17 protein-coding genes, 1 tRNA gene and 2 pseudogenes are annotated in these 21,589 nt (G+C 59.9%); 6 read left to right on the top strand and 14 right to left on the bottom strand.

The window, feature by feature from the left end; genetic code table 11:
* The 5 genes from gmd to NKJ72_RS17190 form a co-directional block, all read right to left on the bottom strand.
* The gene (gmd, locus tag NKJ72_RS17210) at window positions 1-1,095 is read right to left on the bottom strand and encodes a GDP-mannose 4,6-dehydratase (RefSeq protein ID WP_352478473.1); all 1,095 of its coding nucleotides are present in this window, start codon (window positions 1,093-1,095) and stop codon (window positions 1-3) included.
* Between the two features lie 100 nt (window positions 1,096-1,195).
* Window positions 1,196-2,464, bottom strand: a complete 1,269-nt coding sequence (locus NKJ72_RS17205; protein WP_352478471.1) for a sugar transferase — start codon at window positions 2,462-2,464, stop codon at window positions 1,196-1,198.
* A 138-nt stretch (window positions 2,465-2,602) separates the two neighbouring features.
* Window positions 2,603-3,922, bottom strand: coding sequence for a UDP-glucose dehydrogenase family protein (locus NKJ72_RS17200; RefSeq protein WP_352478469.1), 1,320 nt, complete (start codon window positions 3,920-3,922; stop codon window positions 2,603-2,605).
* A 147-nt stretch (window positions 3,923-4,069) separates the two neighbouring features.
* Window positions 4,070-4,633, bottom strand: coding sequence for a transcription termination/antitermination protein NusG (gene nusG / locus NKJ72_RS17195; RefSeq protein WP_352478467.1), 564 nt, complete (start codon window positions 4,631-4,633; stop codon window positions 4,070-4,072).
* 482 nt (window positions 4,634-5,115) lie between these two features.
* A complete protein-coding gene (locus NKJ72_RS17190) occupies window positions 5,116-5,706 on the bottom strand; it encodes a biotin transporter BioY (RefSeq protein ID WP_352478465.1) in 591 nt (196 codons plus the stop codon).
* A gap of 114 nt (window positions 5,707-5,820) precedes the next feature.
* Here NKJ72_RS17190 and NKJ72_RS17185 point away from each other — a divergent pair, with 114 nt between their 5' ends.
* Window positions 5,821-6,729, top strand: coding sequence for an MBL fold metallo-hydrolase (locus NKJ72_RS17185; protein WP_352478463.1), 909 nt, complete (start codon window positions 5,821-5,823; stop codon window positions 6,727-6,729).
* A 13-nt stretch (window positions 6,730-6,742) separates the two neighbouring features.
* Here the strand turns inward: NKJ72_RS17185 and NKJ72_RS17180 are convergent, their stop codons facing one another.
* On the bottom strand, window positions 6,743-7,528 hold the full coding sequence (locus tag NKJ72_RS17180) for a DUF1499 domain-containing protein (RefSeq protein ID WP_352478461.1): 786 nt from the start codon (window positions 7,526-7,528) through the stop codon (window positions 6,743-6,745).
* A gap of 83 nt (window positions 7,529-7,611) precedes the next feature.
* Window positions 7,612-9,240: a fatty-acid--CoA ligase gene (locus NKJ72_RS17175; protein WP_352478459.1), complete on the bottom strand. Its 1,629-nt coding sequence runs from the start codon at window positions 9,238-9,240 to the stop codon at window positions 7,612-7,614.
* Between the two features lie 178 nt (window positions 9,241-9,418).
* On the opposite strand from NKJ72_RS17175, the gene NKJ72_RS17170 reads away from it, so the two are divergent.
* Window positions 9,419-9,805: a hypothetical protein gene (locus tag NKJ72_RS17170; RefSeq protein WP_352478457.1), complete on the top strand. Its 387-nt coding sequence runs from the start codon at window positions 9,419-9,421 to the stop codon at window positions 9,803-9,805.
* A gap of 124 nt (window positions 9,806-9,929) precedes the next feature.
* A complete protein-coding gene (locus tag NKJ72_RS17165; protein WP_352478455.1) occupies window positions 9,930-10,319 on the top strand; it encodes a DUF427 domain-containing protein in 390 nt (129 codons plus the stop codon).
* Here the strand turns inward: NKJ72_RS17165 and NKJ72_RS17160 are convergent, their stop codons facing one another.
* The 4 genes from NKJ72_RS17160 to NKJ72_RS17145 all read right to left on the bottom strand — a co-directional run bounded on the left by NKJ72_RS17160 (window position 10,320) and on the right by NKJ72_RS17145 (window position 15,249).
* On the bottom strand, window positions 10,320-11,057 hold the full coding sequence (locus tag NKJ72_RS17160) for a polysaccharide deacetylase family protein (protein ID WP_352478453.1): 738 nt from the start codon (window positions 11,055-11,057) through the stop codon (window positions 10,320-10,322).
* A 139-nt stretch (window positions 11,058-11,196) separates the two neighbouring features.
* Window positions 11,197-12,300, bottom strand: coding sequence for a glycosyltransferase family 9 protein (locus NKJ72_RS17155; RefSeq protein WP_352478451.1), 1,104 nt, complete (start codon window positions 12,298-12,300; stop codon window positions 11,197-11,199).
* 1,785 nt (window positions 12,301-14,085) lie between these two features.
* Entirely contained in the window at window positions 14,086-14,220 is a 135-nt protein-coding gene (locus NKJ72_RS17150; protein ID WP_352478449.1) for a hypothetical protein, read from the bottom strand.
* A gap of 249 nt (window positions 14,221-14,469) precedes the next feature.
* Window positions 14,470-15,249: a class I SAM-dependent methyltransferase gene (locus NKJ72_RS17145; protein WP_352478447.1), complete on the bottom strand. Its 780-nt coding sequence runs from the start codon at window positions 15,247-15,249 to the stop codon at window positions 14,470-14,472.
* A 208-nt stretch (window positions 15,250-15,457) separates the two neighbouring features.
* On the opposite strand from NKJ72_RS17145, the gene NKJ72_RS17140 reads away from it, so the two are divergent.
* Window positions 15,458-15,721: an SGNH/GDSL hydrolase family protein gene (locus tag NKJ72_RS17140; RefSeq protein ID WP_352478445.1), complete on the top strand. Its 264-nt coding sequence runs from the start codon at window positions 15,458-15,460 to the stop codon at window positions 15,719-15,721.
* A gap of 45 nt (window positions 15,722-15,766) precedes the next feature.
* Here the strand turns inward: NKJ72_RS17140 and NKJ72_RS17135 are convergent, their stop codons facing one another.
* Both NKJ72_RS17135 and ppdK read right to left on the bottom strand, forming a co-directional pair.
* Window positions 15,767-16,270 (bottom strand): SGNH/GDSL hydrolase family protein, encoded by a 504-nt coding sequence (locus NKJ72_RS17135; RefSeq protein ID WP_352478443.1) that lies wholly within the window; start codon window positions 16,268-16,270, stop codon window positions 15,767-15,769.
* Window positions 16,271-17,967: 1,697 nt separating this feature from the next.
* The gene (gene ppdK / locus NKJ72_RS17130; RefSeq protein WP_352478442.1) at window positions 17,968-20,643 is read right to left on the bottom strand and encodes a pyruvate, phosphate dikinase; all 2,676 of its coding nucleotides are present in this window, start codon (window positions 20,641-20,643) and stop codon (window positions 17,968-17,970) included.
* A 185-nt stretch (window positions 20,644-20,828) separates the two neighbouring features.
* Between ppdK and NKJ72_RS17125 the strand changes: the two are divergent.
* Both NKJ72_RS17125 and NKJ72_RS17120 read left to right on the top strand, forming a co-directional pair.
* A pseudogene (locus tag NKJ72_RS17125) lies at window positions 20,829-21,136 on the top strand (VOC family protein).
* A gap of 158 nt (window positions 21,137-21,294) precedes the next feature.
* Window positions 21,295-21,369, top strand: a tRNA-Gln gene (locus tag NKJ72_RS17120).
* Between the two features lie 45 nt (window positions 21,370-21,414).
* Here the strand turns inward: NKJ72_RS17120 and NKJ72_RS30990 are convergent.
* Window positions 21,415-21,589, bottom strand: a pseudogene (locus NKJ72_RS30990) (transposase); the annotation flags it as partial.

The following is a 21,589-nucleotide window of genomic DNA, read 5'->3' as shown; positions in this document are numbered from 1 at the left end:
CTACCGGGCCGCTTTGCGGTTGTGCTCTTCGTCAAGCCGGCGATGCTCGAATTCGCGCGCCACCACCTTGAGGTCGGATTGAACCATCTCGCGCACCATCTCATCTAGCGACGTCGTCGCCTTCCAGCCAAGGATCCGTTCGGCCTTCGAAGGGTCACCGAGCAACAGGTCGACCTCGGTCGGCCGGAAGTAGCGCGGATCGACCTCGACCAATATCCTGCCGGTTTTCGTGTCGACACCCTTTTCGTCAACCCCGGAACCGTTCCACTGAATGCGGACCCCAACTTCGGCGAAGGCGAGTTCGACAAATTTCCGAACGGAGTTCTTGATCCCTGTGGCCAGCACATAGTCGTCCGGGGTTTCCTGCTGAAGGATCCTCCACATGCCTTCGACATAGTCGCGCGCATGTCCCCAATCGCGCTCGGCAGACAGATTGCCGAGATAAAGCTTGTCCTGAAGGCCGAGGCTGACAGCCGCGGCGGCTCGCGTGATCTTGCGGGTCACGAATGTTTCGCCCCGCATTGGGCTCTCGTGGTTGAACAGAATTCCGTTGGAAGCATGAATGCCATAGGCTTCGCGGTAGTTCACCGTGATCCAGTAGCCATAGATCTTTGCGGCCGCATAGGGCGAGCGGGGATAAAAAGGCGTCGTTTCCTTCTGTGGGACTTCCTGCACCTTGCCATAGAGCTCTGAAGTCGATGCCTGATAGAACCGCGTCTTTTTTGTCAGGCCAAGCAGCCGGATGGCTTCCAGAAGGCGCAACGTGCCCATCGCGTCGGCATTCGCCGTATATTCCGCGGTCTCGAAGCTCACCTGGACATGCGATTGCGCCGCGAGATTGTAGATCTCGTCCGGCTGCACTTCCTGGATTATGCGGATCAGGTTCGTCGCATCGGTCATGTCGCCATAGTGCAGTGTAAAATTGACGCCGGTTTCATGCGGGTCTTGGTAGAGATGATCGATACGGCCCGTATTGAAAGACGACGAACGCCGCTTGATGCCGTGGACTGCGTAGCCCTTGGCGAGCAGGAGGTCGGCGAGATAAGCACCATCCTGGCCGGTGATGCCTGTAATTAGCGCGGTTTTTCGGCTCATTTCATACCCTTCGGCAGCTTAATAAACATTATCGCCAAGCATTATCCTGGCGCAGTGTTCGACAGATAAATTTCGATGGAAGCAAAATTCAGCACGGTCTCTATCGAGATCCGAACCCACTTAGCAGAGTTTTCAACGTTCTCAACACGATGACGAAATCAAGCCAAGGAGAGAAGTTCTTGATGTAATAGAAATCATAGTGCAGCTTCTCGGTCTCATCGTCGTCTTCCGACACATATCCCTGATTCACCTGCGCCCATCCAGAGATACCAGGGCGCACGATATTTCGGTAGCGATAGAACGGCAACGCCACCGAATAGTGCGACGACAACACTGTCGCCTCAGGGCGAGGCCCGATCCAGCTCATTTCTGAACGAACGATATTTATCAGCTGCGGCAGTTCGTCAATTCTGCTTCTGCGAAGGAAGCGGCCGAGCCGGGTAACCCTGCTGTCACCCGGCTTAGTGACGGCGAGACTGCGAACGTTTGCCGCCTCAGGTTCGCTGACGGTCATCGTCCGGAACTTGTAGACCGTGAAGGACTTTCCGCCAAAACCGAGGCGCTCCTGGCGAAATATGGCGGGTCCGGGAGATTCCAGCTTGATTAACAGCGCGATTAACAACAGGAAGGGCGCCAGCACGATCAGCGCCAACAGCGCACAGATCCAGTCGATCGCCTGTTTGATCTTGATATAAGCCTGGTTGGGATTAATTGAGCCCAGCGTGTTTTCGGATAAATGCTCGATTTCGACGCGACCAGTCAGTGATTCGGTGATTTGCTTGACATGGTAGACCGGAACTCCCGCAAGCGCCCGGTCGGCAATGTAGCGCTCCCAATCGCTGGACAGATCGGCGCGCAGATCGGCAACGACGCCGTTGACGCGCTCCACGATCATTTCAGGGGATACAAGCCAATGCCAGTTTACCCCGTCTATCTCCTCTAGGCGATCAACGGCGCCCCCTGGAACCACAGCAAGACTGTAAGGGTCAAGGCGCCGGCTTATGATGGTCAAGACAAAGTACCAGAGAATTGACAACGTCAAGCTGCTGACCGCCTGGAAACCGCTATATTCAATCCTAAACAGGAAAATCGCCAAATAAACAATCCCGTAAGAAAAAGCAAATGTCGGAAATATGTAGCCCGAGGCCGCGATGCCCGGGAAATTACCTATACGTCGGAACGAAAAATAACCTATTGTATGCGCTACAAAACCTGCAAAGATTGTAATCTGTAGGTTGGAATAATATAGAATTGATGGATCAAATAAAATCCTTACAAGAACAGGGAGCATGATTGCAAAAGCCAAACCGCCCAGGAGCTGAAACCTGACCCTGTGCACGAGGTGGCGCTGTCTTGGCCGATTCATCATCACTATATTCAAGTTCAAAATCTCTGTTGCGAGTTACTGAATTCTAATCTTTTCAAATGCTTTTTGCCTACTTACCTTATTCTCTGCAGGAACGTTTAACCCGAAGATTCGAAATTCCAGTAGGCTCTTGCTGGACGCTCACTGGACAGGATGCCGCTCTCGGCCAACGCTCGAATAGGCTATGCCTTCCTTTACGACGTCCTCGCCGCGATAGACATTTCGCAGGTCGACCATCACCGGCGTCGCCATGACTGCACGAAGCCGCTTCAGATCCAGTGACCGAAACGCGTTCCACTCGGTGACGATTACGATCGCGTGCGCGCCGTCGGCCACCGCGTAGGCGCTTTCCCCGAATTCAATGCCTTCGATCATCTTGCGCGCCTGCTCCATGCCGACCGGATCATACGCCTTGATCGAAGCGCCCGCGTCCTTGAGCGCCTGAATGATGGCCAATGACGGGGCATCGCGCATATCGTCGGTGTTCGGCTTGAACGTAAGGCCGAGGATACCGATGGTCTTGCCACGAACCGAGCCGCCGCAGGCTTCGACCACCTTGCGCGCCATCGCCCGTTTGCGCTGGTCGTTTATCGAGACCGTCGTTTCAATAAGTCGCACGGGGCTTGCCGCGTCCTGCGCGGTCTTGACCAGGGCCAGCGTATCTTTCGGGAAACAGGAACCGCCATAGCCCGGCCCGGCGTGAAGAAACTTTGCGCCGATGCGATTGTCCATGCCGATGCCGCGCGCGACATCCTGCACATCGGCCCCCAGCCGTTCGCACAGATCGGCTATTTCGTTGATGAAGGTGATCTTCATGGCCAGAAACGCGTTGCCGGCATACTTGGTAAGCTCAGCCGTACGCCGGCTCGTGTAGAATATCGGCGCGACATTCAGCGAGAGCGGGCGGTAGATCTCGCCCATGACGGCTTTGGCCCGTTCGGCATCGGTGCCGACAATGATGCGGTCGGGCCGCTTGAAGTCCTCGATCGCCGATCCTTCGCGAAGAAATTCCGGGTTGGAGACCACCGCAAAATCGGCGGCGGGATTTTGCTCGCGGATGATTCGTTCGACCTCATCGCCGGTACCGACGGGGACGGTCGATTTCGTCACCACGACCGTAAATCCCTTCAGCGCGCGGCCGACTTCGGCCGCCGCATCATAAACAAAGGACAAGTCGGCAAAACCGTCGCCCCGTCGCGATGGCGTGCCTACGGCAATGAAGACGACATCCGACTGAGAAACGGCGTCCGCCAGATTGTCGTCGAAACGCAAGCGGCCTTGCGCGGCGTTGGTGGTGACGAGGTCGTCAAGCCCTGGCTCATAGATCGGTATCTTGCCGAGTTTGAGCATGGCAAGCTTTTCCGCATCCCGATCGACGCAGCAGACCTGATGGCCAAAGTCGGCGAAGCAGGCGCCCGAGACGAGCCCTACATAGCCGGCACCAATCATTGTTATTCGCATACCGCGTACCCTCAATCAGCGCCGATGAGACGATCTCGCCAGACAGCGCCTAGTCCCACCGAAGAACGGCTACCGCACTCCCGGGTGAAAACCCGAGAGCCGATCCTACAACATTTGCATCGCCTCGCCGCACCTTGATGCTTACGGCTATGCGATTGCTACGAGATCCCTGGCATCCAGATCGACAGGGATCTCGCCATTCATGATGGCAACCAGAACCCGAGCTCTTCCGGCTGGATCGAGCCGGTCAAGGCGACCGATCATTTCGGCGAAAGGGCCGGAAAGGATCCGAACCGAAGCGCCGGCTGCGAGGCCGCCGCTGAAATCGAGCAAGCCATGCCTGCCGGTCAATGCAATGAAGCGCTCTACCAGACCGGAGAGGACAGGCAAAGGTCGGTCCCCCTGCATGACGAGGGAGCGCACACCGAACGTTCCGTTGATCGAGCGCCAACGCTGCAGCGCGACATCAAAGGCGATGAACATATAGCCCGGGAAATAAGCCGCAACTCGTGTTTCGAGCCGCCTGGCATGACGCACGGTTTTCTCGCAGCGAGGCACAAAGGGCTGGAACCCCTGGATCCGGAGATGCCGCTCGGCAACGTGCTCCTTTCCGGGAAAGACGCTGGCCGCATACCAGCGGGTTGCCGGCGCGGCGGTCGGCTCAGGCGACGGGATTGTTGCCTTGCTCGTTGTTTTTTCCGCGCTACTCACGTGTCTCCCTTCGGCGGTCGGCGGCATGATCTCAGCTCAACGGTTACGACAGTGTGTGGATACCAGCAAACAACCAAGCCACTAGAGTCAAGGCGGTTGGGTTAAGAATTTCCTACACATTGCCCAGAAATTTAGCTGTGCCTAAATAATCACCGAGCCGCTTTCTTTTTCAGCTGGCTGAGATGCTATGTCGAGCAATTTATTTCCATACGGAAGTGCTTGGTTACGCTGGTCGTGACGAATCGCCCGTTGGTTCTGGTACTTAGTCCGTCGACTTGAAGCTAATGTGACGGAAGGCGTCGCGCACACGCCTGCCGCCAGCGACAAAGATCCTGCACGGTCACACCAAGTACGGCGAAAACCATTCGGCAGGTTTTCGCGCAGAACGGGTCACCATCGAGTCATGGGGGTTCAGGCAATAACATGGCGACAGCGATGCAACGTGCAGGTCCATTTTTGACTTAAGTTCCGCTCGACCGGCTTCACGAACGCTTCAGCAGCGACCAGACAGCCGGCACCAGGCTCGCGGCCAGCGCAACCTTGATCAGATCGCCGACGATAAAGGGCACCACCCCGAACTGCCAGGATTTTTCCGGGCCGATCAACAGCGCCAGCCAGGCAAAGCCCATTGCCATCATGACGATCTCGGCCACCAGCATGGCATTGAAGAGCTTGATAGGATGGCGATCCCAGCCACGGTCGGCAGCCCAGCCGACGATCGCGGCCATGACGACGAAGCCGGCTAGATAACCGCCGGTCGAACCCAGCATGTAAGCGATGCCGATGCCTTTTTCCGGCGTGCTCTGGAAGACCGGAAAGCCCATCGCGCCCTCAGCCATGTAGAGAAGCAGCGTTGCGACGCCGAGGCGCATGCCGAAGGAGGCAGCGATCAGGAAGACGGCGAGCGTCTGCATTGAGATATCGACCGGACCGAGCATGACCTTGGTCTTGGCCGACAAGACCAGCAGCAGCGTTCCGGCGAACGCCAGCAGAAGCTGTCCCGCCAGGCGGGCTGCGCCCTTTTCGGGCAAAGCGAGAGAAATGAGCGGACGCATCGTCGTTGCAATTGCCATGGTCTTCCCCGTTCCGGATTGCCGCCGAACGCGGCCTTGCGTTTTCCTATATTGGCTTCCGTGCTAAGCGGCAATCGGTTTTGCCCTCGCCCCAAAAAAGGTCGCGACGTTCGCATGGCGCTGAAATTCGACACACACTTCGACCCTGCCTACGGCCAGGGCGTAGCCGTTGCACCCGACGTCCTTCGGATCACCGCCAGGAACCCAAGCCCGTTCACCTTTCACGGAACCAACAGCTATATCGTCGGACGCGAGACACTGGCGGTGATCGATCCCGGACCGGATGACGAGGCACATCTTAGAACACTGCTCGAAGCGATCGGGACCAGGCCGGTCAGCCATATCTTCGTTAGCCACACGCATCGCGACCATTCGCCGCTGGCGGCGCGGCTGAAGCAGCATACGGGTGCGGCGGTTCTGGCGGAAGGCCGACATCGTCCGGCGCGGCCGTTGCGTACCGGCGAGGTCAGTCCGCTCGATGCCAGCGCCGACACCGACTTTGCTCCTGACATCGCGCTGCCGGACGATATGGTGATCGACGGCGACGGCTGGGCGATCCGGACGGTGCTGACGCCCGGCCATACCGCCAACCACGCAGCCTTTGCGCTGGAGGGAACCGGCATCCTTTTCTCGGCCGACCACGTCATGGCGTGGGCAACCACGATCGTCGCGCCGCCGGACGGCGCGATGGCGGACTATATGACATCGCTCGACCGGCTGATCGAACGCGACGACCGGCTGCTGCTGCCCGGCCATGGCGGGCCGGTGACCGAGCCGCGCAACTTCATGCGCGGATTGAAAACGCATCGCAAAATGCGCGAACGGGCAATTCTGGAGCGGATCAACAGCGGCGACCGGGCAATCAAGGACATGGTGGAGGCGATCTATCGAGACACCGACCCGCGCCTGCATGGCGCGGCCGGCCTGTCGGTACTTGCCCATCTGGAAGACCTGGTGGCGCGCGGCCTGGTCCACACCGACGGCGCGCCGGCTATCGACGGCATCTATTCGCCGGTAAAGTAGTACCCTCCCGATATCATTCCGCCGGCGCCACGCCCACCTGGCCGGCGACTTCCTGGTCGAGTTCGGCAAGAAAATCGGTGATGCGCGCTGCATTGTCGCCAAGATCGTGGCGGCCGTAACGCGAGGCCGAGCGCATATCGACGATGACCACGTCGCCGTCGTCGGTCACGCGGATGGCGACATCGGCGGGAAGGCCGAGCAGCAAGCTCTTGGCCAGCGCATCGACCGTCACGTCGCTTTGCCCTGCTGCGTCGGGGAATGGCGCCGTGAGCTGCCAGCCGCGCCGATCGAGCACGGTTTTGACCGCCTCCAGAACGCGATCGAATGGCAAGGTGTAGCTGCGTCCGGTAACAAGCGGATAAGCTTCGATTTGAAGGCGCTGCTCGCCGGGTGTCGGCGGCAAAAGCTCGTTCATATCCTTTGTCCGGGTAGAAATATCGAGCGCCGGCGGGTCGTCCAGATCCGTCGAGATGTCGCGCAGCGGCGGATAGGTCGCCGCCCAGTAGGCCGCGACAGCGTATGGGACGAGCACCAGAACCGCCAGCAAGGCGCCGACGGTCAGGTCTTGGCCGCCGCGATCGCCGAAATTCCACAATCGCGCAAAGGCAAATCCGGCAAACGGAAGCGCAAATGCGGCCAGCAAGGCGACAATGCCAAGCACCCATAGGAAAGCTGGGGTCTCGACGAAGTCATAGCGATGGCCGATGAGAGCGGTCAGCAGCAGGACTGCCGAAAACGCGCCGGCGCGCCGCGACCAACCGGCAGCCCTCGACGTTTGTCGCTCGGGAATTCCCGTCATTGTTTTCCGCGCTGCCCCAACCCGAACAAAGGCATAGTGCCTTTCAGCGGCGGCTTGAAGGCGCAAAGACGCCGCATCTCCGGTTAATCCGTCGGCAGGTGATAATCCCGGAACTGCCGGCGCAAGGTAATCTTCTGGACCTTGCCGGCAGCGGTATGCGGGATTTCGCCAACAAAGGCGACGTCGTCCGGCATCCACCACTTCGCCACCTTGCCGTCCATGAAGGCGAGAATATCCGTCTTGGTCGGCTCCCTGCCCGGCTTGCGCACGACCACGAGCAAAGGCCGCTCGCCCCATTTGGAATGCGGAATGCCGATGGCGGCGGCCTCTGCCACATCGGGATGGCCGACCGCGACGTTCTCGAGCTCGATGGTCGAGATCCATTCGCCGCCCGACTTGATCACGTCCTTGGCGCGGTCGGTGATCTGCATATAGCCGCAGGGATCGATGTGCGCGACGTCACCGGTATCGAACCAGCCGTCTTGATCGAACTGTTCGGATCCGATGCCGCCATAGTAGGCGCGCGCGACGGCCGGCCCGCGGACCTTGAGCCGGCCGAAGGTCTTGCCGTCCCATGGCAGTTCGTTGCCGGCATCGTCCGTCACCTTCATTTCGATACCGAACGGGGTAAAACCCTGCTTCTGCTGGACGCCGAGGCGGGCCTCGCCCTTCAGCCCGGCGTAGTCCGGCTTCAGGGTGCACAGCGTGCCGAGCGGCGACATCTCGGTCATGCCCCAGGCGTGGACGACCTGGACATCGTAATTGTCCTGGAACTTCGTCGTGAGCGCGCGTGGACAGGACGCGCCGCCGATGACGACTTTCTGCAGATAGGGAAGTTTCTTGCCGGTCTCTTCCAGGTGCTGGAGGAGCATCATCCACACCGTCGGCACAGCGGCGCTGAAGGTCACCTTCTCGGTGTCGAGCAGCTCGTACAGCGAAGCGCCATCCATCTTGCAGCCGGGCATGACCAGCTTGGCGCCAATCATCGGCGCGCTCTGGGCAAGGCCCCAGGCATTCGCGTGAAACATCGGCACGACCGGCAGTATGGTATCGCGCGACGACAGGCCCATGGCGTCGGGCATCGCCTCGATCATGGCGTGCAGCACGTTCGAACGATGGCTGTAGAGGACGCCTTTCGGGTCGCCCGTCGTACCCGAGGTGTAGCACATGCCGGCGGCCGTGTTTTCATCGAATGTCTTCCAGGCGAAGTTGCCGTCGGCTTGAGCAAGCCATTCTTCATAGGCAACCACATTGGGCAGCGCAGTCTCAGGCATATGCGCCGTGTCGGTCAGCACAATAACCTGCTTCAGCGACTTGACCGCGCCGGCGATCTTTTCGAGCAGCGGCAGGAAGGTCAGGTCGACGAAGATCGCCTTGTCCTCCGCATTGTTCATGATCCAGGTGATCTGCTCGGGAAAGAGCCGCGGGTTGAGCGTGTGATAGATCGCGCCGACACCCATGATGCCGTACCAGGCCTCGATGTGGCGCGCGGTGTTCCAGGCCAGGGTGGCGATGCGGTCGCCAAGCCCGAAGCCGTCACGATCGAGCCGCTCGGCGACCTTCAGGGCGCGATGATGGATTTCGGCGTATGTGCTGCGCACGATCGGCCCCTCGATCGAGCGCGACACGATCTCGCGTCTGCCGTGCTGCCTCTCGGCGTTGTCGATCAGCTTATGGCAAAGCAGCGGCCATTCCTGCATCAACCCGAGCATCTTGCTCCTCCCGTTATTTTTTGCGCCATTGTGGGACGAACCGGCGAATTGTCCAGCGGTGACCGGGCTGGAGCGGTGCATAGGGCGAAATGAGGCCGAATTCGCCACAATCCGGCCATCCTCGGCGTTAACGTTGATTAACGGACGGGGCGCGATTGGCGAATGAAAGAGGTGTCGCATGGACGCGCAGCTCGACGACGAAGCCCTCGAAAATACGCTTGCTGAAAGTCTGGCCGATCTGGTGGCAGCCGATGTCGCGCAGGCCGATCTGGTGCCCGACGCCAAAACCGTTTCCGAAGATGAATTCGTCGAGGTCGTCGGTGGCGCCCTCGAGGCGGTCGGCGGCACGCTCTTGTTCAAGATGTGCGTCGAGAACGAGGGCGAAAGTCAGCACGTAGCTGCCGCCTGCGTCGGCGATGGCGGCAATCGCCAGTTCCTGCTGCTCACCTTGCCGACCAGCGGTGGTGCGCTGAAGGTCGAGACCACCTCGAAAAGCACCAATCCGGTGGCCGGCATTGCCGCCGCCTATGCCGGGCTGATGGACGCCTTCCAGGCCGCCGCCTGAGTTTTCCGCGAAGCGGAAGAAAGAGGCGAGACTTCCCCTCACGGGCGACACCCGCTTGGTGGCAGGCAGCTCTTGCGCGAGGCTCTTGCCAGACACATCTTGGGTTGAGGCAAGGAGATCCGACATGGACCAGATCGCAAACCCAGCACCAGGCTTTCAGCGCAATCCGGGCAAGGTCATCACCGTCGAGCCCTATAAGGGCACCGTGACGGTGCGCGCCGGCGATGTCGTCATCGCTTCGTCCAGCAAGGTCAAAGTGCTGGCCGAATCGCCCTACCCACCGGTTTTCTACATTCCGTTCGACGACATCGACTTCAAACAGCTTGGCAAGACCGAACACTCGACCCATTGCCCCTACAAGGGCGATGCCAGCTATTGGAGCGTGCTGCCCGCCGGCGATGCCGGCAAGGACGCGATGTGGGCCTATGAACGGCCCTTCGACGAGATGTCAGATATTCGCGATCACGGCGCGTTTTATCCGAACAAGGTGACCATCGAGGCCACGCCCGGCTGATCAGTCGGTGGTGCCTTCATCGCCGATGCCGTCGGCATCGTCGAGCCGCACGAAGGTGAGGCCCTTCGCCTTCAGCGCCAGAAGTCCTTGCACCACGCCTTCCCCGGCCGCATGGGTCGGCTGGTTGATATGAGCGATGATGACGTCGCCGTCCTTTGCCGCCGCGATGCGCCGGGCGGTCTCTTTTGCGCCGAGCAATGAGCCGCCGTCGCCGTTGATCGAGAATCCGGCGATCTTGAAGCCAAGCTTGCGGATCATTGCGATTGCCGACGGGCTGTATTCGGCGGTTGCGCCGCGAAACCATTTCGGCGCCGGTTCGCCGGTCACGGCAAGAGCGGCAGCACCCGATTCGACTTCGGCCAGCACGGCCTCCGGGCTACCGGCACTGCGAATGCCGTAGATCTTTTGCGGCGTGTCGACGGCCGGAACGTGGCGGCCGCCATGGTTTTCCAATTCAAACAGTTCGGGATGCGCCCGCATGATCTCGACGGCGGTGGCGTTGTGCTTCAGCCAGATGCCGGTGACGAAAATGGTAGCAGGAATCTTGTTTTCCACCAGCGCCGAGAGAATCCTTGTGTCGGTCCTTCCGCCGCACGCATCGAGCGTCAGCGCGACGCGGCCGCCGCCCGCCTCAGCCTTGATGTGCAGCGTCGGTTCGACGAGCAACTGGGCGTTGCTGGGAGAGGCAGCCCACAGCGATATCGCAATAGCGCAAAAATGCTTTTGGAACAGGCGCATTGATTATTTCCAGGTCGCCGGATCAAAGTTGAAGCGGCGACCCCAAGACCGGCATCAAGGCGGAAATCGGGACGATGCCCCTGCAAAAGCGTCGGCAGCGGCAATTTGACCGCCGGCCTGACCGTTGGCAAGCACAAGGTCACAATGCGTGCTCGACGTCCTTAACCGTTCGTGAAAGGATCGCGCGCACCGCGTCGACAACCGCTTTGACCTCTAGTCGCCAGACGCAGCAAGCCTTGCTCGGATCGGGACGGCGGCACAGGTCCCTGGCTATGCACTCGCAAGGCATGGAGGGCCGCGGTGTAACACTGGCCACGCCGACAGGACCCCAGACGGCGGGGTCGGTCAGGCCGAAGAGGCCGACAACCGGCGTTCCCGCGGCGGCGGCCAAGTGCATCGGGCCACTCTCGTTCCCCAGAAACAGGCGTGCCTGGCCGAGGACCGCCAGCAGCGTTGCCAGCGAAAGCGCCCCGACCAAATTGACGACCGGCGAAACGGCCTTGGCGACGATGCGCTCGGCAGATGCCTGTTCACCGGGGCCGCCGACAAGCAGGAAGTCCAACCCGGTCTGTCGCGAGAGCTCGTCGATCGCCAGCGCAAAACGTTCCAGTTGCCATTGCCGGCCCCGGAAGCTCGCTCCCGCATGAACGGCTATGAAGGCGTTACGCCGGAGATGATGCCGGTCGAGAAGCGCCAATGCCTTGGCGGTCTCCAGCGGCAGCGGCTCAATCGTTGGGACCGGGGCGCGCAACTCTACGCCAAGCGCCTCAAGCGGCGATAGATAGCGGTAGAGATAATGCTGGCCACCAAAGCCAAACGGCTTGGCCAAAACGTTGGCGGGCTGGCGCTCCAGCCAGCGCAACGGTTTTTCGGGAGGATCGTACCCGACGCGGGTCTTGGCATTGACGAGCCTGACGATGATGCGTGAGGTTTTGGAATCGGCCAGGTCGATGGTCAGGTCAAACCGGAACCGGCGCAGAGCGCGCACCATCGCGTAAAGCTCGCGGCCACGCTCCAGTGGGGTGCCACGCATCCGGGCGCGCCGGAACGCCACCACGTCCGAGGCGATGCCATGAGCCGTCAGGAAACTGGCAAAGCTCGCCTCGCAAAGGAACACGATCCTGGCCTTTGGATATTCGAGGCGCAGGTTTCTGGCGAGCGCCGAGGCGAGGACAAGATCGCCGATGAATTTCGTCTGAAGGATTAGAATCGAGCGGACGTGCGTGGGCGGGTTCTGCAACATCTGTTTCTGGCACCGGGGCGGGTTCGGGAGCCGGAAACTGGGCAGAAACGATGTCGGGATTTGGAGCCGGCACGCGCACGTTCGCGTGAATTTGGTTACAAATAGGTAAGCTGAATTGGCAACTGCGGCCAGGTCGTTTTCAGAACCTTGCCGTCATCTTGAAAGCGCAATGCACATGTCAGCTCATTGAGTTCTTTGCTTGATTTCAGAGCTGGGATCGAGAAGCTCCAGTGTCCCGCGTCGCCTCGCCTCCAGCAGGATCCGGCCATCCGACGCGGTGAGACGTGATATGAGCGAATTCCTTAAAGTTGGAACGAACCGCAACTGCACCCCCACGCCTCCAGGGCGTGGTCCTCACCAGCCGGAGCCCTGACTTTGTAGATAATGACGCAGAGCCTATGGTTACCGTGCGCCGTCCTGCGGCTTCTAGAAGGACCATTCGACCCCTGGCTGTTGGACCACCAGATAAAGTATAGGGAGCCCACCTTCACCACCGGCACGCGGCGGTCGCGCTCCCGGGTCCGCAATTCGAGATAAGTCTTCATCTTCAGAGTGCCGCCAGGCAGCTTGATCCGCAACGCCCTTTGACAGCCCGCCAGATTGCGCAGTGCAATAATAGGCGCTTGCCCGGACGGCGAGTCAATTCACCCCAGCAGTCCACTTCATTCAAATGCCCGCGCTCGCCGCACAGGCAGTGGCGTCGGGGTACGTTGACGCGTTGGTCGACATTCGCGCCGGACCCAACTTCAGGATTATACGCACGCAACCTACTATATCGATGGAACGCACCGGACGACCGCTGGGGAGGCTATAGTGGCACGACTGGAACGGCAGGCGTTGCGATCCTGGTTGCAGTCGAGGTGATGCGAAGGCAGTCCGTTCGCTGTTACCAAGCTGATTCCTCAGCCTTGTTTTGAGCTTCTTCCTCGGTCATTCGCCTGTATTCCCAACGACCATGCCGCCAACGACGCATGAGAGGCCCGGCAGCAGATGAACCGTCCGGCAGTTCTTTGTGGCTGAAAGTATAAGTCTGGGACCAGTTCGACGGATCTCCGCCGTGGATCCACATGCGAAGCAAATCCAATAGCATGTAACGATTTCCCCAAATCCCACGCTCTCCTTAGCCGATTTCATCAGCCTCGGCTAGGTCGCGCGAAACTCCGGATGTCCACAACTTTTGCGCGCTCGGCTAGAAGGAAGTCGCCGTGAATCTCAAGTCCAAGGGCCTGGGCGGCTCGGGGTTACAAATCCGTCGAGCGAACAAGCGATCTGTGACGGACCCACCTGAACCGGCCGTTGAGCCGCACCCGCCGGTCTGAATAGTTTAAATCTCGTAAGAAGCTCAACCTCAGCGGGGCAGCGTTACTACGGCAGGAACCTGCCTACCGTGTGTACGACCAGCAGCAACAGTGAGAACCCAAGGGCCGACGCAAAAACCCCCGCCAGCATGATGGTGGGGCGCTTCCCACGCATGTTCGACTTCACCAATCCCTTGTGCAATCCAAGCGTTGCCACAAGTATCCCCACCAGCGCCACCTTCAATGATCTTGCGGGTGGCGCCGGAGCGACAATCCGTGCGGGACTCAGCCTTCGCATCAAACAGACCGCGCTGCGTCAGGGCTCGACGTGGGACTCTAGCGGCAACCTTAGCTCTTGGGACATGGTCGATCTAGGACCCGATCAGCGGTTTGACCGAACGTTGCCAGCCCTGTTCATGTTGTGGCAACAGATGGGGCGACCACCGCATATGTGCCGTGGGTCCGTCGAAACCTGGGTAGGACATCTTCAACGGTTGGCAATTCTCAGTTCACGGTCGACCAGGGCAACGCGGGCGACAATCCTTGTGTTGTTGCGGTCAGCGGCACCACCGAGCTGCATGCCATCGTCAATACTCCCTCCCTGGCCCGAGACGCCGTTCATATGATCGCCTACTCGTTTATCCCGGAGGAAGAGGTCAGGTTGTTTCACGACGGAGTTCAGGTAGGTGTGAACACGGCGGGGATACCCTCGGAGCTGAACGAGGTCCCGACCGGTCACATCTTGTCACATCTTCATGTCTCTCACGTCGAAGGGAAACGATCTCCCGCTTTGCCATCGAGGAGATGGCCGCAGAAGCGACAACGATGCGTCGAACAGCGCAGCAGGCCGTCGAGAGTGAGTGGGCGGCTTTCAACGGGGTTTTCGTCTAACCGACTTCGACGGCTTCGACGCTATGAATACCTTTTCGCCGCGCGTCAGCGCGTGTGTGTGAACATATGGTTCGACAGCCGTGTACTCGCTCAATGAGAACCCTGCATCCGTGATCCTGGTGCGGATATCCGAGCCGAAATACCGTACATGATCGCGTTGCCCATAGTGCAGCGCCCGGTCCTGCGGACTGACAATAGAGCTGTTCTCGTATGTCTCCGCCCATCCTTCGATCACTGGCGTCATTAGAAGCGCAGTCCCTGCCGGCCGCAGGATCCTGTCCATCTCTCTGAGCGCCTTCCCGTCGTCCACATGCTCAAGAACATGCGAGCATATGATCAGGTCGAAGGAGTTGTCCGGCATGTCGATGGCTTCGATGTTCAGGACAACTTCGCCGAGCGACGGATCCAGGTCGGTCGTCAGATACTTTGAAACAAGCGGCTGAACGAAGCGCGTCACTGCCGGTTCCGGGGCAAAGTGCAACACAGATTTGGTCGTTAGCTGGTCTTTGTTTTCGTCGAACCACATCTTGAGAAGGCGGTGCCGCTCTAGCGACTGGCATTGTGGACAGCGGGCATCGAGCCGGAAAGGGAAACCATGAGTTTTGAAGTGCCCATCGTATCCGCATATGTTGCACTGCCGCGCTCGCGAGCGCTGTTTTACCATCCGCGCATTGAGCATCATGTGCCGCCAGATCGCCGCATCCTCCTGCAGCGAGGTGGGCATCGCTCTATAGACGGAAAGAAAAAAGCTACGAGACATGCGAATTCCTCCAAACCCGCGTCGTCTTTAGCTGATTTCTTTTTGGAAAACTAGGTCAGGCGAATGTACTCTCGCGTGTGATTATTTACCTGCGCGATCCTCATCCGGCTTCTGCTTAGCCGACCACCAGATCAGGTAGATCGACCCTATCTTCATGACCGGTAGGCGCCGATCGCGCTCGCACCGATAAGACGTGGATGGAAATACTGTGCCGCGCAAGGGCTGGCGGCATATCAATCTCGGCTACGGCTCTTCGCTGGTGAATTCCGCTTGGGAAACCGATCTTGGCGACGCCAATCCTGACGTTGCTCTCATCATGTTCGACTACAACAACAGGGCTGCGCAGACCGCACTGGCCAGCTTCAAGGCGACCTACAAGCCACTGATTGCCAACCTCGGGGCGCTAAAGTCGACAGTCAAAATCTTCGTCGTGAATTTTGCCGCTAACATCGCACCGCTGGTGAGCGTCTAGGGATGAGCCGGATTGGGCTGGAGCTTCGCTTGTGTTTTGATCGGCTCAAAATAGCGCTGAATTCTCTTCTCGACAACAATGTGCGCGAGGTAACCGACTGCGATCCCAACCAAGGAACTGATTAGCGCCGCTACGGTGGATGGCAGCCACGGCATTCGAGCCGCGAATTGCGATGTACGGGTCTACAAAGGGTACGCCGCTTCTGAGACACGCCAGGCGTGCCGCGTCATTGATCGCGGCGGGGACAGAAGCCGATCTGAAGGCGGTTTTCTTCTCTTCGATTGGCGGGATCGCGAACACGATGGCTTCGGTGCCGATGCTCCGAAGCAGAGAACAAATCGCCATGGTCTTTGCGGCGACCGCGTCGGCGCCTGTCTTGCTGTCGTTCGTTCCGACTTGGATCACGGCTTTTGCCGGCGGGTTTGCTTTCAGAGCCGACAACACGACGGAGGATCCGATGGAAGCATAGACATTGGCCGCGGTCGCACCGCCAAAGCCAGCGCTTACTACTTTGAGACCTTCGAGCGGGTGCGGCGGAACAAGTTCCAAGAGCGAGTCCCGACAAGCATAAGGCTATTTGGACCTATCCATTGCAGGTGCGCCGCGATCGCAGCCGTCCGAACGGTCCAGTGATCTGACCACGGAACAATATTCCTCGCGATAACGCGCCCCTTCCATGTGGAAAGGATGCCCCTGATCTTGATGAGCCCCACGTGCCTTAAATCCCCTAACCCAGCCGTTCTTTAGCTGATGTCGGGGATCGCCACTAGATGCTGGTTGCAATTTTAGATGGAGCTACCGGAACGAGAGATGTCGTCCGATGGCTGACCAGTGTTGGGTTTCTGCTTGTCGGACCACCAGATGAAATACACCGATCCCATCTTCCAGACAGGTACGCGCCGATCGCGCTCCCGAACCCGCAATTCGCGATAAGTCTTCATCTTCAGAGTGCCGCTAGGCAGCCTGATACGCAACGCCATCGGTCTAACCTTCACTTGTGCGCCGCAGCAAATATATGTGCAATGCAACAAATAGAGTCCTTCCCCAACGGAAGAGTCAACAGCGCGGCCTCATCAACTTTTCTTGGGCGCAAATTTAGGCTGAACGTCTGAGCCAGTGGCCCGATGGCGCCAGAATTTTGACCCCTCGCGGACCGACTCCTATCGTCAGCCAAGCGGCTGGTTGCTGGCGGCGGCGCTGCCTGTTCGACCGCCAGGGGACGCCGCGGCGCCCTCGCGGTTGCGCAATTTCCGGTACTTTCAGCGTGCCGCCGGGCATCCTGAAGACACGCACCGCCATTGGCTTCGCGCCATTGTGCAAGGCAGCCTCATAGACGTCGGCGCCTCGCCCGAGCGGTGCCCCAACTGCGCGGCTATCTCCTGGGCGAGGATGGGCGATCGGGCGTGTCGCTGGGCACCAGATAAGAAAATACTTACCGATCTGCCGGACCGGCACCTGACGCTTCTGCTCGCGGCCGGAGCTCGCCTGTTTCTTGATGTTCAAAGTCCGCCCGGAAGCCTGACCTTATCGTCACATGTCCTCCCACCCTCGTACCCGCAACGTACGAACGATTGAGGAGAACAGTTTTATCCCGGCTAAGCAATCACGTCAGGCTAGTCTAGCTCCCGTCCATAAACGGCAAACAATTGATTCTGTTAGATGAATCGCGGCTTTGTGCGAGCAAGGTCCGGCGGTTGCACGTTTCCCTTTAGAATCAGTCGCTTGAGACTAAAGCCTGAAACCGCCGGGCTTTGCCCGTGGAAATGTCGCTGTTGTCTGGTGAATTCAGATGTTTGTTGTTTGAGGCGCCCACTAGTCTAAGTAACTCTCGGCCCGATCGCGCAAGTGGCTGGAAGCGAAACGAGGCGCCGAGTGCGAGCGCCACTCGGACTACTTGGAGAAATCCGCGATGCCATTGATGGCCAGGACCGCGTAGCCCATCGGCCCGGCGACCAGCGCAATAGAGGCAAAGGATCCATGCCACCGCCACAAGCAGAGGCTTGTCGCGGCCGACGGCGTTCCAGCGCGCCGCAGCGGCTTTTTTCGTCATTCGTCATAGACAACCGTCCCGCATCCATTTCACGCGTCCAGTAACAACATCAATCTGCGCTTGCGGGGATAGAACCCATCCGGGACGCTTTTAGGAGCACTGCTTGCATCCAGAGCGTCGCGATAGGCCATGCTTGGCGCTGGCGGAGAGCACTTCCAGCTGATAGCGCTGTATGCGCCAGAGCTTCGACCTGATGTCACGCCCCCGCCTTCGCGGTCTGTACCGCCGCCTGAGCGGCGGCCAGCCTGGCGATCGGGACCCGATAGGGCGAGCACGAGACGTAGTCGAGGCCGACCTTCTCACAAAAATGGATCGAGGCCGGGTCGCCACCATGCTCGCCGCAAATGCCGAGCTTGATGTCGGGCCGCGTCGCCCTGCCCTTCTCGGCCGCCATCCGCACCAGCTCGCCGACACCGTCTATGTCGAGCGACACGAATGGATCCTGCTCGATGATGCCTTTTTGCCGGTAGGTCTCGAGGAACGAGGCCGCGTCGTCGCGCGAGATGCCGAAGGTGGTCTGGGTCAGATCGTTGGTGCCGAAGGAGAAGAATTCGGCCGCCTCGGCAATGACATGAGCGCGGATCGCGGCGCGCGGCAGTTCGATCATTGTGCCGGTAAGATAGGTGATCTTGACGCCGGTTTCCTCCATCACGCTCTTGGCGACGGCATCGATGCGCGCCTTGACGAATTCGAGCTCCTTCGCCAGGCCGACCAGCGGCACCATGATCTCCGGGACCACCAACGCGCCGGCCTTCCTGCCGGCCTCGACGGCTGCCTCGAAGATGGCTCGTGCCTGCATCTCAGCGATTTCGGGATAGGAAACCGCAAGCCGGCAGCCGCGATGGCCGAGCATCGGATTGGACTCGTGCAACGCTTCGGTGCGCCGCCTGAGCTTGTCCGGCGATACGTTCATGGCAGCGGCGACCTCGGCCACCTCCTCCTCGGTCTTCGGCAGGAATTCGTGCAACGGCGGATCGAGCAGGCGGATCGTCACCGGCAGGCCGGCCATGATCTCGAACAGCTCAAGGAAATCCGAGCGCTGCATGGGCAACAGCTTGGCCAGCGCCGTCCGCCGGTCCTTTTCCGTATCGGCCAGGATCATCTCGCGCATGGCAACGATGCGGTCGCCGTCGAAGAACATGTGTTCGGTGCGGCAAAGCCCGATGCCTTCGGCGCCGAAGGAGCGCGCCATGCGCGCATCGAGCGGCGTCTCGGCATTGGTGCGCACCTTCATGCGGCGCGCACCGTCGGCCCATTCCATGATGGCGGCGAAATCGCCCGAGAGTTCCGGCTGCAGCATCGGCACAGCGCCTTTCAGCACCTGGCCGTTGCCGCCGTCGATGGTGATGATGTCGCCCTTGCGGAAGGTCGCGCCCATCGCCATCAGCGTGCCGGCTTTGTAGTCGACGCGCAGCGAGCCGGCGCCCGAAACGCAAGGCTTGCCCATGCCGCGCGCCACCACGGCGGCGTGGCTGGTCATGCCGCCGCGCGTCGTCAGGATGCCTTCGGCCGCATGCATGCCGTGGATGTCTTCGGGGCTGGTCTCGATGCGCACCAGGATCGCCTTGCGGCCCTGCGTCTTGGCCTCCTCGGCGTCGTTCGAGGAAAACACGATCTCGCCGGTGGCAGCGCCCGGCGAGGCCGGCAAGCCGACCCCGATCACATCCCGCGCGGTCTCCGGATCGATTGTCGGATGCAGCAACTGGTCGAGCGAGGCCGGATCGATGCGGGCGACGGCCTCCTCCTTCGAAATCAGTCCGTCCCTGGCCATGTCGACGGCAATCTTCAGCGCGGCCTTGGCAGTGCGCTTGCCGGACCTGGTCTGCAGCATCCACAATTTGCCGCGCTCGATAGTGAATTCGAGATCCTGCATGTCGCGGTAATGTTTTTCCAGACGGTCGGAGATGCTGACGAAAGCCTGGAAGGCTTCCGGCATCAGCTTCTGCAGTGACGGCTTGTCTGAGCCGGCGGCAATCCGCGCCGCCTCGGTGATGTTCTGCGGCGTGCGGATGCCGGCGACGACATCCTCGCCCTGGGCATTGACCAGGAACTCGCCATAAAGCTGCTTTTCTCCGGTCGACGGGTTGCGGGTGAAGGCAACACCGGTGGCCGAAGTGTCGCCCATATTGCCGAAGACCATGGCCTGGACGTTGACTGCTGTGCCCCAGCTTTCGGGGATATCGTGCAGGCGCCGGTAGGTGATCGCGCGGTTGTTCATCCAGCTGGAAAACACCGCGCCGATGGCGCCCCAGAGCTGCTCGTGCGGATCCTGTGGAAAGGGCTTGCCAAGCTCCTCCTCGACCTTGGCCTTGTAGAGCGCGATCACGCCTTGCCATTCGATGGCTGTCAGTTCAGTGTCGAGCTCATGGCCGAGCCCGCCCTTCTGGTCTTCGAGGATTTCCTCGAACACCTCATGGTCGAGGCCCATGACGACATCGGAATACATCTGGATGAAGCGGCGGTAGCTGTCATAGGCAAAGCGCGGATCGCCTGAATCGGCGGCCAAGGCTTCGACCGTCTCGTCATTCAGGCCGAGATTGAGCACGGTGTCCATCATGCCTGGCATCGAGGCGCGCGCACCTGAGCGAACCGACACCAAAAGCAGTTTCGAGGGATCGCCGAAACGGCGCCCGGTCAGCCGACCGATATGGTCGAGCGCGACCGCAACGTCCTCGTCCAGCGAAGCCGGGTACGCGTGGCCGTTGGCGTAATAAGCGTTGCAGACCTCGGTGGTGATGGTGAAGCCCGGCGGCACCGGCAGGCCCAGGCTGCACATTTCGGCAAGATTGGCGCCCTTGCCGCCGAGCAGATCGCGGTCACCGGCACGGCCTTCCGCGGCGCCGTCGCCAAAGGTGTAAACCCATTTGGTCATGCTTGCTCCCCGGTTGCAGGAGATTGTAATATTGGCAAATCGAGCGATATGATGCTGCAGTGCGAAAGGCAAGGCATCGACCAAGCCGGCCGGCCTCTACAATCGATTAATGAAAAGCTGCGCCGAAAAGACCTGCTCTTTGGAAAGCTCTGCTGGAGAACATAACGTGAACAAAGGACAGAACGATGAGAATGACCGGAAAGCTCGTGGTCTGGAAATGCCGGCGACAGGCGGAACGCTGGACAGCGTGAAGGCTTTCTACAGCGCGGCCTTCTCATGGTCGTTCACCGATTACGGCCAACCTATTCAGCCTTTGCTGAAGGGCTGGACGGCGGTTTTCAGGCTGATGCCGAAGATGCGCGCCGGCCAAGCCGCTGCCCGTGCTCTATTCCGAAAGGCTGGAGGAAGATTGAGCGCCGTCGAGAATGCCGGCGGCACCATCGCCAAGCCGATCTTTTCATTCCCCGGCGGCAGGCGGTTCCGTTTCGTCTAGCAGGCTGGCAATGAAATGGCGGTGTGGGGTGAATAGATCCGTTCAAAGTAGCGATGGCAAAATTGGTGGATCGGTCGCGCATAGTCGATATGTCGGCATTGAGCTTTCTCCCGGCTCGTCCTATAAGGCCGCGCGCACAGCGGGCACGCTCCGGCTGTTGGGGCGTCGCCAAGTGGTAAGGCATCGGTTTTTGGTACCGACATTCCCAGGTTCGAATCCTGGCGCCCCAGCCAATTCTCAAATTGGTACGACCCGGAGACATAGGTAACAGAATGTACCTAAGACATGGGTGACAACCTCGTGCCGAACGGGTTGTCGATGGCCTGCAAGGTTCTCTGTTCCAGGTCGATATATCCCAGATCATAGTCCATGAAGCTTACGAGCCAAATGCCGTCGTCGACCTCCTTTATTCCGAGCCTCTGACCGGCGAGCACGGTCGAGACGTTGATCTTC

The sequence above is a fragment of the Mesorhizobium sp. M0045 genome, assembly GCF_040323385.1.
Taxonomy (GTDB): domain Bacteria; phylum Pseudomonadota; class Alphaproteobacteria; order Rhizobiales; family Rhizobiaceae; genus Mesorhizobium.
Note: the sequence above shows the minus strand (reverse complement) of the source record. Positions and strands in the feature narration are given on the sequence as shown.

What these genes read in the sequence shown, in the direction of transcription:
- gmd (WP_352478473.1), bottom strand. Translation starts at nt 1,095, where the DNA reads ATGAGCCGAAAAACCGCGCTAATTACAGGCATCACCGGCCAGGATGGT.
- NKJ72_RS17205 (WP_352478471.1), bottom strand. Translation starts at nt 2,464, where the DNA reads ATGATGAATCGGCCAAGACAGCGCCACCTCGTGCACAGGGTCAGGTTT.
- NKJ72_RS17200 (WP_352478469.1), bottom strand. Translation starts at nt 3,922, where the DNA reads ATGCGAATAACAATGATTGGTGCCGGCTATGTAGGGCTCGTCTCGGGC.
- NKJ72_RS17190 (WP_352478465.1), bottom strand. Translation starts at nt 5,706, where the DNA reads ATGGCAATTGCAACGACGATGCGTCCGCTCATTTCTCTCGCTTTGCCC.
- NKJ72_RS17185 (WP_352478463.1), top strand. Translation starts at nt 5,821, where the DNA reads ATGGCGCTGAAATTCGACACACACTTCGACCCTGCCTACGGCCAGGGC.
- NKJ72_RS17180 (WP_352478461.1), bottom strand. Translation starts at nt 7,528, where the DNA reads ATGACGGGAATTCCCGAGCGACAAACGTCGAGGGCTGCCGGTTGGTCG.
- NKJ72_RS17175 (WP_352478459.1), bottom strand. Translation starts at nt 9,240, where the DNA reads ATGCTCGGGTTGATGCAGGAATGGCCGCTGCTTTGCCATAAGCTGATC.
- NKJ72_RS17170 (WP_352478457.1), top strand. Translation starts at nt 9,419, where the DNA reads ATGGACGCGCAGCTCGACGACGAAGCCCTCGAAAATACGCTTGCTGAA.
- NKJ72_RS17165 (WP_352478455.1), top strand. Translation starts at nt 9,930, where the DNA reads ATGGACCAGATCGCAAACCCAGCACCAGGCTTTCAGCGCAATCCGGGC.
- NKJ72_RS17160 (WP_352478453.1), bottom strand. Translation starts at nt 11,057, where the DNA reads ATGCGCCTGTTCCAAAAGCATTTTTGCGCTATTGCGATATCGCTGTGG.
- NKJ72_RS17155 (WP_352478451.1), bottom strand. Translation starts at nt 12,300, where the DNA reads ATGTTGCAGAACCCGCCCACGCACGTCCGCTCGATTCTAATCCTTCAG.
- NKJ72_RS17150 (WP_352478449.1), bottom strand. Translation starts at nt 14,220, where the DNA reads ATGAACGGCGTCTCGGGCCAGGGAGGGAGTATTGACGATGGCATGCAG.
- NKJ72_RS17145 (WP_352478447.1), bottom strand. Translation starts at nt 15,249, where the DNA reads ATGTCTCGTAGCTTTTTTCTTTCCGTCTATAGAGCGATGCCCACCTCG.
- ppdK (WP_352478442.1), bottom strand. Translation starts at nt 20,643, where the DNA reads ATGACCAAATGGGTTTACACCTTTGGCGACGGCGCCGCGGAAGGCCGT.